The sequence below is a fragment of the Proteiniborus sp. MB09-C3 genome, assembly GCF_030263895.1.
In the GTDB taxonomy this organism is placed as follows: domain Bacteria; phylum Bacillota; class Clostridia; order Tissierellales; family Proteiniboraceae; genus Proteiniborus.
In genome coordinates, this window is the sequence record NZ_CP127161.1 from 2239493 (window position 1) to 2255321 (window position 15829).

The 15829-nt window shown below is 30.3% G+C and carries 16 protein-coding genes; 11 read left to right on the top strand and 5 right to left on the bottom strand.

Features of this window, described 5'->3' with window-relative positions; all coding sequences use genetic code 11:
- Positions 1 to 13: 13 nt before the first annotated feature.
- Entirely contained in the window at positions 14 to 1894 is a 1881-nt protein-coding gene (gene htpG, locus QO263_RS10785; RefSeq protein ID WP_285621105.1) for a molecular chaperone HtpG, read from the bottom strand.
- A 262-nt stretch (positions 1895 to 2156) separates the two neighbouring features.
- Between htpG and QO263_RS10790 the strand changes: the two genes are divergently transcribed.
- The 7 genes from QO263_RS10790 to QO263_RS10820 all read left to right on the top strand — a co-directional run bounded on the left by QO263_RS10790 (position 2157) and on the right by QO263_RS10820 (position 9690).
- Positions 2157 to 3239: a PRK06851 family protein gene (locus tag QO263_RS10790; protein WP_285621109.1), complete on the top strand. Its 1083-nt coding sequence runs from the start codon at positions 2157 to 2159 to the stop codon at positions 3237 to 3239.
- Positions 3240 to 3632: 393 nt separating this feature from the next.
- Positions 3633 to 4691 carry a ribosome small subunit-dependent GTPase A gene (gene rsgA / locus QO263_RS10795; protein ID WP_285621111.1) on the top strand — a complete coding sequence of 353 codons (1059 nt, stop codon included), beginning with the start codon at positions 3633 to 3635 and terminating at the stop codon, positions 4689 to 4691.
- A 131-nt stretch (positions 4692 to 4822) separates the two neighbouring features.
- Entirely contained in the window at positions 4823 to 5089 is a 267-nt protein-coding gene (locus QO263_RS10800; protein ID WP_285621113.1) for a hypothetical protein, read from the top strand.
- 148 nt (positions 5090 to 5237) lie between these two features.
- Positions 5238 to 6896, top strand: coding sequence for a glutamine--tRNA ligase/YqeY domain fusion protein (locus QO263_RS10805; RefSeq protein WP_285621115.1), 1659 nt, complete (start codon positions 5238 to 5240; stop codon positions 6894 to 6896).
- A 141-nt stretch (positions 6897 to 7037) separates the two neighbouring features.
- Entirely contained in the window at positions 7038 to 8027 is a 990-nt protein-coding gene (gene galE / locus QO263_RS10810) for a UDP-glucose 4-epimerase GalE (protein WP_285621116.1), read from the top strand.
- 46 nt (positions 8028 to 8073) lie between these two features.
- Positions 8074 to 8493 (top strand): hypothetical protein, encoded by a 420-nt coding sequence (locus tag QO263_RS10815; protein WP_285621119.1) that lies wholly within the window; start codon positions 8074 to 8076, stop codon positions 8491 to 8493.
- A gap of 384 nt (positions 8494 to 8877) precedes the next feature.
- Positions 8878 to 9690, top strand: coding sequence for an alpha/beta fold hydrolase (locus tag QO263_RS10820; RefSeq protein ID WP_285621121.1), 813 nt, complete (start codon positions 8878 to 8880; stop codon positions 9688 to 9690).
- Positions 9691 to 9851: 161 nt separating this feature from the next.
- Here the strand turns inward: QO263_RS10820 and QO263_RS10825 are convergent, their stop codons facing one another.
- Together QO263_RS10825 and QO263_RS10830 are read right to left on the bottom strand one after the other, a co-directional pair.
- Positions 9852 to 10004, bottom strand: coding sequence for an aspartyl-phosphate phosphatase Spo0E family protein (locus QO263_RS10825; RefSeq protein ID WP_285621123.1), 153 nt, complete (start codon positions 10002 to 10004; stop codon positions 9852 to 9854).
- Between the two features lie 392 nt (positions 10005 to 10396).
- The gene (locus tag QO263_RS10830; RefSeq protein ID WP_285629279.1) at positions 10397 to 10909 is read right to left on the bottom strand and encodes a superoxide dismutase family protein; all 513 of its coding nucleotides are present in this window, start codon (positions 10907 to 10909) and stop codon (positions 10397 to 10399) included.
- Between the two features lie 206 nt (positions 10910 to 11115).
- Here QO263_RS10830 and QO263_RS10835 point away from each other — a divergent pair, with 206 nt between their 5' ends.
- The 4 genes from QO263_RS10835 to QO263_RS10850 all read left to right on the top strand — a co-directional run bounded on the left by QO263_RS10835 (position 11116) and on the right by QO263_RS10850 (position 13478).
- Positions 11116 to 11391 (top strand): hypothetical protein, encoded by a 276-nt coding sequence (locus tag QO263_RS10835; protein WP_285621125.1) that lies wholly within the window; start codon positions 11116 to 11118, stop codon positions 11389 to 11391.
- Positions 11392 to 11460: 69 nt separating this feature from the next.
- A complete protein-coding gene (locus tag QO263_RS10840; RefSeq protein WP_285621126.1) occupies positions 11461 to 11862 on the top strand; it encodes a bacteriohemerythrin in 402 nt (133 codons plus the stop codon).
- 11 nt (positions 11863 to 11873) lie between these two features.
- On the top strand, positions 11874 to 12224 hold the full coding sequence (locus tag QO263_RS10845; RefSeq protein WP_285621128.1) for a hypothetical protein: 351 nt from the start codon (positions 11874 to 11876) through the stop codon (positions 12222 to 12224).
- A gap of 12 nt (positions 12225 to 12236) precedes the next feature.
- A complete protein-coding gene (locus QO263_RS10850; RefSeq protein ID WP_285621130.1) occupies positions 12237 to 13478 on the top strand; it encodes an aminopeptidase P family protein in 1242 nt (413 codons plus the stop codon).
- A 39-nt stretch (positions 13479 to 13517) separates the two neighbouring features.
- Here the strand turns inward: QO263_RS10850 and QO263_RS10855 are convergent, their stop codons facing one another.
- Both QO263_RS10855 and QO263_RS10860 read right to left on the bottom strand, forming a co-directional pair.
- A complete protein-coding gene (locus tag QO263_RS10855) occupies positions 13518 to 14720 on the bottom strand; it encodes an alanyl-tRNA editing protein (protein WP_285621132.1) in 1203 nt (400 codons plus the stop codon).
- A 17-nt stretch (positions 14721 to 14737) separates the two neighbouring features.
- Positions 14738 to 15760: a hypothetical protein gene (locus QO263_RS10860; protein WP_285621134.1), complete on the bottom strand. Its 1023-nt coding sequence runs from the start codon at positions 15758 to 15760 to the stop codon at positions 14738 to 14740.
- Positions 15761 to 15829: the final 69 nt, after the last annotated feature.

The following is a 15829-nucleotide window of genomic DNA, read 5'->3' on the forward strand; positions in this document are numbered from 1 at the left end:
TATCTTAGCTATTTTAAGCCATAAGCTTACATATATTATTTGTGAATTCTACAGGGTCATTTATTGGTAACCCTTCAATAAGTAAAGCTTGATTATATAATACATCAGTATATAACTTTAGTTTTTCTTTGTCATGCTCATAAGCTTCCTTTAAAGCCTTAAATACTTCATGGCTTGTATTAATTTCTAAAATCTTTTCAGCCTTTATATCATGACTATTTGGGATTGCATTCAATACCTTTTCCATTTCAATAGTCAAATCTCCTTCAGTTGCAAGACATACTGGATGGTTTTTGAGTCTTTTTGATGATTTTACATCCTTAACCTTTCCTGCTAAAGCTTCCTTCATAAATTCAAATACATTTTTATTCTCTTCAGTTTCAGAAGCTTGCTTTTCTTCTTTATTTTCATTTTCTATACCTAGGTCACCACTTGATACGGACTTAAACTCCTTTTCTTTATAATTCATTAACATGCGAACTGCAAACTCATCTATATCATCAGTAAAGTATAGTATTTCATATCCTTGCTCTGACAAAAGATCTATTTGAGGCATTTTATCAATTCTTTCAACAGAATCTCCTGAAGCATAGTAAATGAATTTTTGCTCTTCTTTCATTCTGCTTACATATTCATCTAGGGTAACCATTTTCTTTTCTGTAGAAGAGTAGAACATCAATAAATCCTGTAGTGTTTCCTTATTTTGGCCAAAATCGCTGTAAACTCCATACTTTAATTGTCTGCCGAAGCTTTCATAAAACTTTTCATACTTTTCTCTTTCATTTTTTAGAAGCAATTGTAATTCACTTTTAATTTTTTCCTTAATTCTTTTAGCAATTACCTTTAATTGTCTATCATGTTGAAGCAGCTCTCTAGAAATATTCAAGGATAAATCTTCGGAATCAACCATACCTTTTACAAAGCTAAAATAATCTGGTATTAAATCTGGACATTTATCCATTATTAAAACACCACTTGAATATAGCTCTAATCCTTTTTCATATTCAGCAGTATAAAAATCAAAAGGAGTTTTTTCTGGAATAAATAGTATTGAATTATATCTTACTGCTCCATCAGCACTGATATGTATGTGCTTTAAAGGCTTATCAAAACCATAATGCTTTTCGGAATAAAAGTTTTCATAATCTTTATCAGTAAGCTCATTTTTATTTTTACGCCATATTGGAACCATGCTGTTGACTACCTTTTCTTCTAATACTTCTTCGTATTCGTTTTCTGAGCCTTTCTTGAGCTTTCTCGTACTTATATCCATTTTAATAGGATATCTAATAAAATCTGAATATTTTTTGATTATAGACTTTAATCTATATTCCTCTAAGAATTCATCGTAGTGTTCATCCTCGGTGTTTTCTTTTATTTTGAGTATTATTTCTGTACCAATACTTTCTTTTTCATATGGCTCTACTGTGTATCCATCGGCACCTGTTGACTCCCATTTATATCCTTGTTCACTATCTAAAGCCTTGCTTAAAACAGTAACTGACTCGGCAACCATGAATGCAGAGTAGAATCCTACTCCAAACTGACCTATAATATCATATCCATCTTTTATTTCATTTTCTTTTTTGAATGCGAAAGAGCCACTTTTTGCTATTACTCCTAGATTTTCTTCCAACTCTTCCTTTGTCATACCAATACCTGTATCAAATACCTTTATTATTCTGTTATCCTTATCCACAGATACTTTAATGTAATAATCATCCTTATTAAATATCATATTTTCATCTGTTAGTGCCTTATAATACATTTTATCAATTGCATCGCTAGCATTAGAAATAAGTTCTCTTAGAAATATTTCCTTGTGAGTATAAATAGAGTTTATCATCAGGTCTAACAATCGCTTAGACTCTGCTTTAAATTCTTTTTTCACCATAAAAATCTTCTCCCCTCGTAGAATTTTTCACTTATTAGCACTCTCTGCAATAGAGTGCTAATTATAATTTATCAAATACATTTTTTTTGTCAATAGATTGAATAAAAAATTAGTAAAAGAATAAGATTTGATGGTGAAACAGTGAGTTAAAAATATGCTAATAAAAAAGTTATAGATATACAGTAACTAAGTATGTATAAATCTAATACTATATAAAATAATAGTAAAAGGCTACGTTAAAAAGACAGGAGGGAGAATTTAAATGAAGGGCAAAGAAAGAAGAATGTTCCCAGGTGGCAATACATCGAGAGGTTTCTTTTCTTATTACAACCATATAATAAACAAAAAGGATGCAAATAAAATCATAATATTAAAAGGGGGACCAGGCACAGGAAAATCTTCTATGATGCGAAAGATTGGGATGTACATGCAAGAAAAGGGATATGATGTTGAATACCATCATTGCTCCTCTGATAGAGAATCTATTGATAGTATTATGATACCTAAGTTAAAGGTCGCAGTAGTAGATGGTACGGCACCACATGTTATAGATCCTAAATACCCAGGTGCTGTTGACATGATAATAAATCTGGGAGAATACTGGGATTCAAAAGCTTTAGAAGAAAATAGAGAAGAAATAATTAAAGTAATAGATAGAAATAGCAAATTCTATAAAAGTGCATATAAATATCTTGAAGCAGCAAGAGCTATTCAAGAGGATACAATATGGAAAATGGAAGAAGTAATGGATTTTGGCAAGCTTAATGTATTAGGAGATAATTTGATAAAAGAGATATTTAATAAATTGCCGATCTCAGAGAATATGGGAAGAGAGAGACACTTATTTGGTAGTGCATATACGCCAACTGGATGGGCAGAGCATACAGATACGCTGCTTAAAGACATGGAAAAAACCTATTACATAAAGGGCGAAATAGGTACAGGAAAAACAACAATGATGAAAAAAATATACTTACAAGCAGTCCAAAGAGGATTAGATGTAGAAGTATTCCATACACCATTGATACCAGAAAAGATAGAGACTATTATAATCAAAGATTTAAGTATAGGATTATCTATAATGGATGCAGCTAAAGATAATAACTATAAGGTAATAGACCTATATGAATATATTGATAAAGAAATATATAATATTTATGAGGATAGTATAAAAGAAAGCAAAGAAATATATGAAAAACTAATTTCTGTTGCAATAGATAAACTGGCAGGTGCCAAGAAAAACCATGACTTAATGGAGGCTCAATATATTCCAAATATGAGCTATGACGAAATAAACAAAATTAGAAATAAGATAATTGAAATAATTTTGAGGTTTGAAAATTAATATAAGGCCAAGACCAAAATCTTGGCCCTATATTAATTATTGGGAGGATAAAATAGCCATAGATGTTTTGATAATAGAGTGAAAAATTATTAGAGTTTATTATTTAGAAATTTTGAAGAATAATTATTGTTTACAAAATAGTTATTATTTGTTATCATATATAATATAAATGTTGGAAGGAGTGATGTGTTATGAAAAATAGAAGATATAAATTTTACTTAAATGAATCTAATAATTTCATGATGTCCACTCCTAAGTGTAGGTTAAGCTATTTGTACTGATTGCGTATATGATTCAATCTTATATTTCTTTTGTCACTAATCCTAGGGGTGGTCTGTCTAAAAACTACTACTAGGGTATTTTTATGCCCTGAAATAATGGGAGGATTAATAATTGACAAAAAAATTTAACTTATATGATTTAGGTTGGAATGAGAGCTTTGAACAAGAAATAGAACAGTACAGTGATTCTTACAGCATTGGAAGAGTAGCAGTGGAATATAGAAATCTGTATAAAGTATATACTGAGGAAGGGGAAGTGTTAGCCTCGGTATCAGGAAAGATGATTGGTTCTGCAGCTGGAAGAGAGGATTATCCCGCTGTGGGAGATTGGGTGATACTAGATAAAATAAAGGATCAGGATGATAGAACTATTATTCGTGGAATATTGGAAAGAAAAAGCAAGTTTTCCAGGAAAATTGCAGGCAACTCATTTGAAGAACAGATTATAGCTGCAAATATAGATATAGCATTTCTATGTATGTCACTTAACAATAATTTCAATTTGAGAAGACTAGAAAGATATATTACCATGGCATGGGATAGCGGTTCTAGACCAGTTGTACTTCTCACAAAATCAGATTTATGTGATGGGATAGACGAAAAACTTGAACAGATATCAGATATTTTATTTGGAATAGATGTTCATTGCATAAGCTGTGTTAACAAATCAGGAATTACAGAGATTAGAAGTTATATGGAGAAAGGTATAACAGTTGCTTTTATTGGGTCATCTGGAGTAGGAAAATCAACTATTATCAATGAGCTAATAGGAGAGATTAGACAGTTTACTCAGGAGGTAAGCAGTATAGGGGAAAAAGGAAGACATACTACTACTAATAGAGAGCTTATATTACTTCCTGAGGGAGGAGTAGTGATAGATACTCCTGGAATGAGAGAGCTGCATGTATTAGATGTTAGTGATAGTATAGATACTGCATTTAAAGACATAGAAGAACTTTCTTTAAGATGTAAGTTTTCAGATTGCACACATTCATCAGAACCAAAATGTGCTGTAAAAGAAGCCATTAAAAATGGTACTTTGAGTAAAAAAAGATATGAAAGCTATGTAAAATTAAAAAAGGAAGCTGAGTATATGGATAGAAAGCTCAATAGAAAAGCAGAACTGCAGCACAGAAAATCAAGTAAGAAGCCATCTAAGGTTTCAAGGTAAAAAATATATTGATAATAAAAGCTATTTCCTATTGGCATAGGGAAGTAGCTTTTCTTTACTTTTGCACTATGATTTGATAATATCAATATTTAAGTAGAGATATATCTAGTTAATAGGAAGGATGAAAAGTCATGTTTCATCTAAAGAAAATAAGCTATTTAAATAAAAATCATGAGCTATTTAACATGTACACATTTAATACTGCTCTAATGAAATCCTTTAGCCAAATAGTTTTTGATTCTCCTATAATAATGGCTTATCTAGGTGCAACCATATATGACTTAAATAAATTACCAATGGAAAAAATAGATTATACTGAAATAGAATCAGTTAAATTTTTTAAGTCATTCTTAAATTGTCCCGAAGGTTTTTTTGAAACATCTTTAGATGAGATATGACTATGCTATATAAAATATTGCATAAAACTAATAAAACAGTTAAAATAGTATATCATAATATGAAAGTCAATAGAAATGGAAAAAATCTTATAACTATGCTATATTATAAGTTAACAATAGAGCAGAAGAAAGGAAAGGTTGTGTTGCAATGAATGACAAACCAGTATCATCAAACTTTATTAGAAATATTGTAATAAGTGATTTAGAATCAGGAAAGCATAAGGAAATAATCACAAGGTTTCCACCAGAGCCTAATGGATATTTACATATTGGTCATGCCAAATCAATTACATTAAACTTTGAATTAGCTGATGAATTTAATGGTAGAACCAATCTTCGCTTTGACGATACCAATCCGACTAAAGAAGAGGTAGAATATGTGGAATCCATAATGGAAGATGTGAGATGGCTTGGCTTTCAATGGGAAGAATTACATTTTGCCTCAGATTATTTTGATGAAATGTATAAAAGAGCTATAATTTTAATTAAAAAAGGTAAGGCATATGTATGTGATTTATGTGTAGATGAAATTAGAGAATATAGAGGAACGCTTACGGAACCGGGAAAAGAAAGTCCTTATAGAAATAGAACCATAGAAGAAAATCTAGACCTTTTTGAACGCATGAGAAAAGGTGAATTTAAAGATGGAGAGAAGGTACTAAGAGCTAAAATAGATATGGCTTCTCCTAACATCAACATGAGGGATCCTGTCATCTATAGAATATCTCATACTTCACACCATAATACAGGAGATAAATGGTGTATATATCCTATGTATTCATTTGCTCATCCTTTAGAGGACGCCATAGAAGGCATAACTCATTCCATATGTACCTTGGAGTTTGAAGACCAAAGGCCATTATATGATTGGTTTGTAAGAGAGTGTGAGATGGAGAGCCAACCACAACAAATAGAGTTTGCTAGGTTAAACTTGACCAATACAGTAATGAGCAAGAGAAAATTAAAGCAGCTAGTTGATGAAAATATTGTTGATGGCTGGGATGATCCTCGAATGCCTACTATATCTGGATTGAGAAGAAAGGGATATACTCCAGAGTCTATCAGAAATTTTTGTAGGGCAATAGGCGTATCTAAAAGTAATAGCTTAGTAGATGAGCAGATGCTAGAGCATTTTGTAAGAGAAGACCTAAAGCTTAAGGTACCTAGGGTGATGGCTGTAATAAAACCGCTTAAGGTTGTTATAACTAACTATCCTGAGAGTCAAATTGAATGGCTTAATGCAGAAAACAACTCAGAAAATCCAGAACTAGGAGAAAGAAAGATTCCTTTTTCAAGAGAAATATATATTGAACAGGATGACTTTATGGAAAATCCTCCCAAGAAATATTTTAGGCTTTTCCCAGGTAATGAGGTTAGACTAAAGAATGCTTATTTCATTAAATGTAATGAAGTGATAAAAGACGAGGAAGGGAATGTAGTAGAATTAAGATGTACCTATGACCCTGAAACCAAGAGTGGTACTGGTTTTACCGGAAGAAAAGTAAAGGGCACGATCCATTGGGTAGAAGCAGGCAATGCAATACCTGCTGAAGTGAGACTTTATGAGCCGCTAATACTTGACGATGAGCAAGAAGAGGGAGAAACATTCTTAAATAATATAAATCCAAACTCTTTAGAGATTTTAGAAGGATTTGTAGAGCCAAATATGAAAGATGCTAAACCTCAAGATAAATTCCAGTTTTTCAGACATGGATATTTTAATGTTGATACAAAGCATACTACGGAAGAAAAAATAGTTTTTAACAGAATAGTATCATTAAAAAGCTCGTTTAAAATAGAAAACTAATAATAATAAAAAAGGAAATGGTGAACTGTAAATGACCATTTCTTTTTTTATTATATTTGAGTATAATTTTTGAAACATAAAAATATAAGTGATATAATGTAAAGGAAAGATTTAGAAGTTTATAAGATGGAGGGAAATAATATGGCAGTATTAGTTTGTGGTGGGGCAGGATATATAGGCTCTCATTGTGTATATGATTTGATTGAAAAAGGAGAGAAGGTTATAGTAGTAGATAATCTTCAAACAGGACATATAGATTCAGTACATAAAGAAGCTATCTTTTATCATGGAGATACTAGGAATATTGATTTTTTGAACAGTGTATTTTTAAGACATGATATAGAAGCAGTAATTCATTTTGCTGCTAATTCCTTAGTTGGTGAGAGTATGACTGAACCACTAAAATACTTTGATAATAATGTTTATGGGATGGAAATTTTATTAAAAGCAATGGCTTCAAATGGTGTAAATAAAATAGTATTTTCCTCTTCAGCTGCTGTTTATGGAGAACCTAAATCTATTCCTATTAAAGAATCTGATTTGACTGAACCTACCAATCCTTATGGTGAGACTAAATTAGCTATGGAAAAGATGATGAAATGGGTAGATACAGCTCATGGAATAAAATATGTATCCCTAAGATATTTTAATGTGGCTGGAGCTCATCCAAATGGACTCATTGGAGAAGACCATAATCCTGAAACACATCTAATCCCATTAGTTTTACAGGTGCCACTTAATAAAAGAGAAAAAATCTACGTTTATGGCAATGACTATAGCACAAAGGATGGTACATGTATAAGAGATTATATTCATGTCATGGACTTAATAAATGCACACCTACTGGCTTTAAAATATTTGAGAGAAGGTAATGAAAGCGATATCTTTAATCTTGGCAATGGTTTAGGCTTTACAGTAAATGAAATAGTTGAAGCTGCTGAGAAAGTTATAGGAAATCCTATTGCTAAGGAAACTACAGGAAGGAGATTAGGAGATCCGGCTATTTTAGTTGCTTCTTCTGAAAAAGCCAAAAATATTCTTGGCTGGGTACCTCAATATACAGAGATAAAAGATATAATTTCATCAGCATGGGAATTTCATAGAAATCACGTAAATGGATATGAGAAATAGTTATTAAGTGAGTTATTGGCACTAAATTAGAAAGTGGGATAAAGTGATGAAAAAATTATATGGTTTTCAGTCAACTCTTCTTTGTACAGTCGGTATAGGAGCACTATTTGGAGGCATGATGGCCATTATTGATCCCTATGGAACTCTGTATGGTGCGCCAATTGAAATATTAAAAAGAGGGCCTTTTACGAATTTTCTAATCCCTGGCTTGTTCTTATTTTTTGTTATTGGTATAGGGCATTTAGTTGCATTTATATTTGTCAGAAATAAATTAAAGTACCATGTTTATATTAGTGGTGGCCTAGGCTGTATACTAATGGCTTGGATAGCGATTCAATGCTATGTTTTGCAATCAATTCAATATTTACACATAATTTTCTTTCTCATAGGTCTAATTGAAAGTTTAATAGCTTTGTCTATGCTTATAAAATTAAGGTTATTTCCTTTTTCAAAAAGTTCTATGTGAGATAATAGTGTATAAGTGGCTTGTAAAGATTACTTCATGAAGTAATCTTTATTATTTTGCCATAATATCATAACTAATCTTATCATAAATGATAATAATTAAATAATAATTTTATCATCAAAATATAGGAGCTAATATAATAAATAAAAAACAAAAATTCACTTTAAATTATCTAGTTCTGATATAAAGTTTGAAAATAAGCTTAATAAGTACATAAGATGTATTAATCACTGACTATTTGTAGCTCATCACTTAAATATTTGGGAAGTAATCTGAATTATTAAAAGAAAATGGAGTGAATATAAAATGAAGATAAATATTAATAAATTGGTGTCTGAGTGAATAATATGTCAATATAGCCATTTAATTATTGGAGGTATATTGATGGGATACTATATTAGAGTAGAACCAAATGTAAAAGTTTATGTAGAGGATCTTAATCAGGAGGGTAACAAGACCATTGTATTTTTACACGGATGGCCTGGAAGTCATAAATTATTTGAATATCAGTTTAATGAACTTCCTAAGAGTGGATACAGATGCATTGGAATAGATCAGAGAGGCTTTGGCCAGTCAGATAAACCATGGAGAGGCTATGATTACAATAGATTAGCTGATGATGTAAGATGTGTAGTTGAGGCACTCAAGCTACATGATTTTATACTAGCAGGTCATTCAACAGGAGGAGCAATTTCTATTAGATATATGTCTAGACATAATGGATTTGGCGTATCTAAACTTGCTCTCTTTGCAGCGGCAGCTCCTAGTCTTATTAAACGTCCTGATTTTCCATATGGCTTAGATAAAGAAGTTGTAATCAAAATTATTGAAGGAACATATTCAGATCGTCCTAAAATGTTGAGAGACTTTGGTGATATATTTTTCTTTCAGTATATAACTGAACCATTTTCTTATTGGTTTTTGCAATTGGGTTTACAAGCTGCAGGATGGTCAACTGCTGCTATTGCAAATACTTGGTTACGTGAAGAACTATTTTATGATTTAAAAACAATAAATGTTCCAACATTGATTATCCATGGTATTCATGACAAGGTTGTTCCGTTTCAATTAGGTGAAGTACAAAATCAATATATTAAAAATTCTAAACTCTTACCATTTCAATATAGCGGTCACGGAGCCTTCTATGACCAACGAGAAAAATTTAATAAAGAACTGATGAATTTTATTGATGAATAAAATTATTGAGAGATGCAATTTGCCAAGGATATAAAAAACAATAAATCATAAAACATCGTATTATTCAGAAGTGAATTTTATGATATACATTGTTATTAAATCCATTAAAAAGTTACAGAGCTGACTCTGTAACTTTTTAATTACTAATATGCAAATAAAAATTACAATTTGTTTCTAATAAATTCATTATATTTAGTAATAGCAGCATTAAGAATTTGACTTGCAGCTATTACATCAGGATCCTGCAGATTACTTCCTTTTTCTTCGATTAATTTCATTAAGTTTTCTCTAAGCTTTTCAATGTCGTTTAACAAATCATTTAACTCAGTTATTTAGATAACCTCCTTTATATAATAGGCTATCTAAATAGTAGATAATTTATACACTAAAATTAGAATTCATGATGAATAAACAAATCGGGGTAGAAACCCCGATTTGTTTGTTAATTCCAAAAACCACAGTTGCAGAATATTAATACTAGTATTAAAAAGAAGAATAGTAGTGAAGCGTCAAGACCACCCCAACCACATTGTTGTTTTTCTACCATAACAATACTACCTCCCATTTCTTTTAACTTAATTAATGATAGGATTTCCTGGTTGTAATATATAATATGAAATTTTTATCAGAGTGTTAATGTTCTTCTATGAACAATATAAAATTACTTGAGCTGCACCTGTATGTTTTGCAGCTCATTTTTTAAATTTTAGAAGTATTTTGGTTGTATAACACCGCAAGCTAGTTTTTTACCTGAATTTCCTGCTGGCTGAGAGCGGTAATCATCTGGATTCTGATGTATTATTATGGATTTTCCAATTACATCCCAAGGTTTAAATCTATTAGTGAAAAACTCCATTTCTGCATAACCATCATTAGAAAACAATACTGGAAAATCACCTGCATGATTTCCATGAGGCTGATTATCAGGATTCCAGTGATTGCCAGCAGATTTAAATGGGTCATTTGGATCGCCTATTTCACATACACCATTTTCATGTATATGAAAACCGTGGGGACCTATAGGCGAATTACCATTTCTAGCAGGTTCGTACTTAGGAAGGCCAGATACCTTAACCTTGACTTTCGTTCCACCGTTTTCTTCTTCAAAAGATACAACACCTTGTATTTGCGGAGCAAAGGGTCCACCACGTATATATGCAACTGCTTTTGTATTATTTCTATATCCATAGTAATAGTCATAGTTTATATAAGGATTCATATATGGATAATACATCATTTCATTATAATACATAATTCTTACTCCTTTCTTTATTTATTTGTATAATATATACTTATGTTTTCACTTATCTTAGGGTGATTTAATATCTTTTAGACCTGTTGAAGGAAAAACAATCTAAATGTTGAATAATAGAAATAGCAAAAATATTTTAATTAAAATATGAATTGTTCCAAGGAGTGTTCTATGTGGTAATTATAGAAATGCTTTATTATGCTACTTTGGTTCTATGCTTTTTTCTTATTCTTGATGTTGTCTTAACCATATTAAATACAAAATTTAAACTAGAATGGAAGATTGCCAAGATTACAAATACAATTTTTCTTGCTCTACTTTTTCTATCTGTAAATAGATTATTAGGAAAACTTCCTAATAATAATCTCTACGATTATCTGCTAGTCATTTTTAATGGTGGTTTATTTATAGTTGGTAGCATCGTTTCTAAAAATATTATGAAAGATTAAATCCAAAATTTGCTTTTATCTATTAAAAGCGTGGTATAATCTAGTAAAGGATTAAAGGAGGAAGGATATATGATTTTTAAGTGGAAAGATAACTTTAGCATTGGAATTGAGGAAATTGACAAACAACATAAAAGATTATTTGAGATTGGAGGGGAAATATATAATTTAGCAATTTTAAAAGATGGACAAGACCATTATGATGAAATTATTAGGCTATTAAATAGCTTAAAGGATTATACAGTATATCACTTTGGATTTGAAGAAAATTTGATGAAAAAGTATAATTACGAGGATATTGAGAAGCATAAAGGGCAGCATGATAAGTTTATCGAAAAATTGAATGAAATAGAGACTCAAGATATAGATTCCAGACAAAAAAAGGTTGTTCTAGATATTTTAGATTTTGTAATCAACTGGATATCTAGTCATATACTAGGGTCAGACTTTAAGTACAAGGATATTATTAAATAAAGGATGAGTTTATGGATTTAAAACAATTTGGCTTTAATTTTGAAAGTGATTTTAATGTAAGGGTATTAAGAGAAGATGATATAGACATTGACCTTATAATTCCTTTAGATAATAAAGCACTAGATTTGTACTTTGATGAAATGCCAAATTATATGGGAAAAAGAATTCAATGTCCTATGATTAAAAATATAATAATAAGATTTAGTAAGCTTAAAGACAATTCATTATGTACAATTCATTTTCTAAGAAGCATTGACTTACATTCATCTGTAATAAATTTTGAAATTGATTACAGACATATAAAGCTTGAAATTAAGGATTTAAAATATTCTGCTACATTAAAAATTTTAAAAAATAAATAGGAGGGTGAATTTATGAATAAGGAACTTTACATAACTACTAGAAAAAAAATAATGGATAATGTGGAAGATAACTCTTTGCTTGTTTTATTTTCTGGTACAGCTCCACATAAATCTGCTGATGCAGATTATGATTTTATTGTAAATAAAAACTTTTTTTACATGGTAGGAATTGAAAGAGAAAAATTTATATTGTTAATTGAAAAAAGAAACAAAAAATTGAAGGAAACGTTATTTATAGATAAAGTAACACCACTGGAGGAAAAATGGACTGGCTTTAGGATGAAAGAAGACGAGGCTAAATCAATATCTGGAATAGAGAGTATTGAACCATTAGGGTATTTTAACGACTATTTAAATAGTATATTGTTTAATAATGACTATTCAAACCTTTACTTAGATTTAGAAAGACGTGGATGGGATTCGGATGAAACCAAAGCATTAAAATTAGCAAAGAACATTAGAGATAAATACCCACATATCAATATAAATAATTCATATAGCATAATAGCAAAATCTAGAATGGTAAAAACAACAGAAGAAATTGAAATGATTAAAAAGGCAATAGATATTACAAATCAAGGGATAAAAAGGATGATGGAAAAATCAAAGCCAGGAATGATGGAATACCAGCTTGAAGCCTATTTTGACTTTGAATTAAAGACACTAGGAGCAAAAAGACATTCATTTAATACAATTGCTGCTTCAGGAGAAAATGCAATCGTATTGCATTATGGAGAAAACAATTGTGAAATGAAGGACGGAGACCTTATCCTATTTGATTTAGGTGCTGAATATAATAATTACTGTGCAGATATCTCTAGAACTTTTCCAGTCAACGGAAGATTTACAGAAAGACAAAAAGAAATATATAATATAGTGCTAAAATCCCAGCTTGAGACAATTAAAGCGGTTAAACCAGGTCTTCCTTTTAAAGAGCTAAATAATGTTACCAAAAAGGTTTTGATTGAAGAGTGTAAAAAGAATGGACTTATTAAAGAAGATGAAGAAATTATTAAGTATTATTATCATGGAGTAAGTCATTACTTAGGACTAGATACTCATGATGTAGGAGGTCGCGAAGTAAATCTAGAGCCAGGAATGGTGCTTACTATAGAGCCAGGATTGTATATTGAAGAGGAAGGAATAGGAATTAGAATAGAGGATAATGTAGTAGTGACAGAAGATGGATGTGAAAATCTATCAAAGGATATTATAAAATCGGTTGAGGAAATAGAAGCTTTTATGAATAAATAAAGAGAAGTTTTCACTTCTCTTTATTTATATATAGATATTTCAAATCCTTTTTTCCAATAGTTCTAGGCTTTTTTCAATAAGAGAAGTAATATTAGCTGTATTTGTCCCTCCACCTTGTACAAGCTCAGGAGTTCCTCCTCCTTTTCCATTAATAATGCTGATCACGGAGTCAAATATTTCTTTCATATTGATGTCAAGGTTTTCTGATCTACCCATTAATATATGACATTTATTTTGGTTTTCTACAATACAAAGTATACAAACAGTATTAGAGTAAGCTAATATGTGTGATATTGCATATTTAGCCATTTTAAGGTCAAAACCATATAATATTTTGTGTACTATTTTCACATTATTTTTCGTATAACTTTCACTAATCAGATCACTAATTTGATATTTTAATAATTCCGTCTTAATATCTGATAATTCTTTCTCCAATAGTTTACAATCATCATATAACTTTTTTACTGCATTATATGTGTCTATATCCTTAGAAGATAGTAGAGTTGAAATATTGTTAATGTGGTAATTTTTTAGCGTATAATCTTTTAAAGCTCTATAACCACATACAAACTCAATTCTGGTATTGCCCTTATACCTTTCCCACTTTCTTATTTTAACTATTCCTACTTCTCCAATATTCCTGACATGGGTTCCAGCACAAGGGGTAATATCAACATTTTCTATCTCCACAATTCTGATATTCTTGTCCACTGTTGGAAGCTTTCTAAGGGGAATAGAAGGGATATCCTTGTTTTCTATAGGATAAGTTTTTACTGGAAAATTACTATATATTATTTCATTGGCAAATCTTTCGATTTTTTCTACGTCATTCTCCGAAAGTGTTGGTATAGCCACATCAATATATACATAATCACGTCCTATGTGCATTCCAATAGTATTTGCATTATATAATTTATAGATGACTGCAGAAAGTAAATGCTGTCCAGTATGCTGCTGCATATGGTCAAAGCGAGTATCCCAATCAATGGCCATATTGACTATATTAGAATGTATGTTATCTTCTAGGACGTGAATGATCTCATCATTTTCCTCGTATACATCAATAACCTTAAAATCATTTATGGTAGCCTTATCCATAGGCTGACCTCCAGATAAATGAGGATATATTATAGTTCTATTTAATGTAATATAGAATTTGCTATTAGAATATTCTTTTTTAATAATTTTTGCTGTAAGTTCCTTCAAATAGGGATTTTCTAGATATATTTTTTCTGTCATGTAATCATCCTTCCTTTTCATAAGGTAGAAAAATCCTTAATTATCATAATGTCGTCATTTTTAATATAAAATATTCTTTTATTCTTATCTATCACTTTATAGTATTTTCCTGTTAAATTCAATAGGTAATCTACAGTTTGAGTTGTATCTTCTAAGATTCCTACCTCGGTATTTTGTGAGATAATTTTGCCTTCAGACATAATAAATGAATTGTAGGGTTCACTCCAAACTAATTTGACATCAAAGCTATTTTGTCCTATCAGTTTATAATCAGAGGAGGCAGAGAAACTAGAAGAGTCTAGGGATTCATACTTTGACAAGGTTTTTGATACATTTATTATAATATTTTCTTTTTCTAAGTTTATGTTATCAACAACACTACTATCTGTGATTTTATACCATTTAGGTTCAGGAGTCTCTGGATCGCTCCATTTTTCGAAATAATATGCTGTGTAATCTATAGATTGGCGAAATACCTCTATAAATTCACCGTCAGTTTCTGAAAATACTCTTACAAAATTATCTATGAAGTATGCTCCGATCATTTCATCAAGAATTTCTTCAGTTACTATAAAAGATTTTTTTGAAGATTCAATTCTAATAGCAGATACATTCTTTATATTGCATAGATCTTTAATAATGTTTGAAAGTATATATCTGTCCTCATATAGACGATATATACCTATTACACCTTGATCCTTAGATAAATTGACAGATATGATTAGGTCCTCTACATTATCATGGATTATATCGAAGGGATATAAATATATATCTATGAATTCTATGTAATTTAACCAATTTTCATATCCTAAATCCTTAAGAACTATTTTTTTAATTGAATTAGTCGATAATTCTTTTATATCACTATTTTCAGAAAAAAAATTATCTACCAATTTTTTACTGAGTATGTTATTAAACACCCCAATTTGATTAAAAACCAAATCATCGGTTACAGATGAGTAGTAAATCTTGAAGGTAAATAAACATGCAATGAATAACACTAATATTATTGGCAACAAATGATTTTTATTTTTTATCATAATTACACCGCCTTATCAAAACACTAGTAATAGCTTTATATAATTACTATTTTTTCAAATATATATTTA

What these genes read in the sequence shown, in the direction of transcription:
- QO263_RS10850 (WP_285621130.1), top strand. Translation starts at nt 12,237, where the DNA reads ATGAATAAGGAACTTTACATAACTACTAGAAAAAAAATAATGGATAAT.
- htpG (WP_285621105.1), bottom strand. Translation starts at nt 1,894, where the DNA reads ATGGTGAAAAAAGAATTTAAAGCAGAGTCTAAGCGATTGTTAGACCTG.
- QO263_RS10790 (WP_285621109.1), top strand. Translation starts at nt 2,157, where the DNA reads ATGAAGGGCAAAGAAAGAAGAATGTTCCCAGGTGGCAATACATCGAGA.
- QO263_RS10805 (WP_285621115.1), top strand. Translation starts at nt 5,238, where the DNA reads ATGAATGACAAACCAGTATCATCAAACTTTATTAGAAATATTGTAATA.
- QO263_RS10845 (WP_285621128.1), top strand. Translation starts at nt 11,874, where the DNA reads ATGGATTTAAAACAATTTGGCTTTAATTTTGAAAGTGATTTTAATGTA.
- QO263_RS10815 (WP_285621119.1), top strand. Translation starts at nt 8,074, where the DNA reads ATGAAAAAATTATATGGTTTTCAGTCAACTCTTCTTTGTACAGTCGGT.
- QO263_RS10860 (WP_285621134.1), bottom strand. Translation starts at nt 15,760, where the DNA reads ATGATAAAAAATAAAAATCATTTGTTGCCAATAATATTAGTGTTATTC.
- QO263_RS10800 (WP_285621113.1), top strand. Translation starts at nt 4,823, where the DNA reads ATGTTTCATCTAAAGAAAATAAGCTATTTAAATAAAAATCATGAGCTA.
- QO263_RS10820 (WP_285621121.1), top strand. Translation starts at nt 8,878, where the DNA reads ATGGGATACTATATTAGAGTAGAACCAAATGTAAAAGTTTATGTAGAG.
- QO263_RS10855 (WP_285621132.1), bottom strand. Translation starts at nt 14,720, where the DNA reads ATGACAGAAAAAATATATCTAGAAAATCCCTATTTGAAGGAACTTACA.
- QO263_RS10830 (WP_285629279.1), bottom strand. Translation starts at nt 10,909, where the DNA reads ATGAATCCTTATATAAACTATGACTATTACTATGGATATAGAAATAAT.
- QO263_RS10840 (WP_285621126.1), top strand. Translation starts at nt 11,461, where the DNA reads ATGATTTTTAAGTGGAAAGATAACTTTAGCATTGGAATTGAGGAAATT.
- galE (WP_285621116.1), top strand. Translation starts at nt 7,038, where the DNA reads ATGGCAGTATTAGTTTGTGGTGGGGCAGGATATATAGGCTCTCATTGT.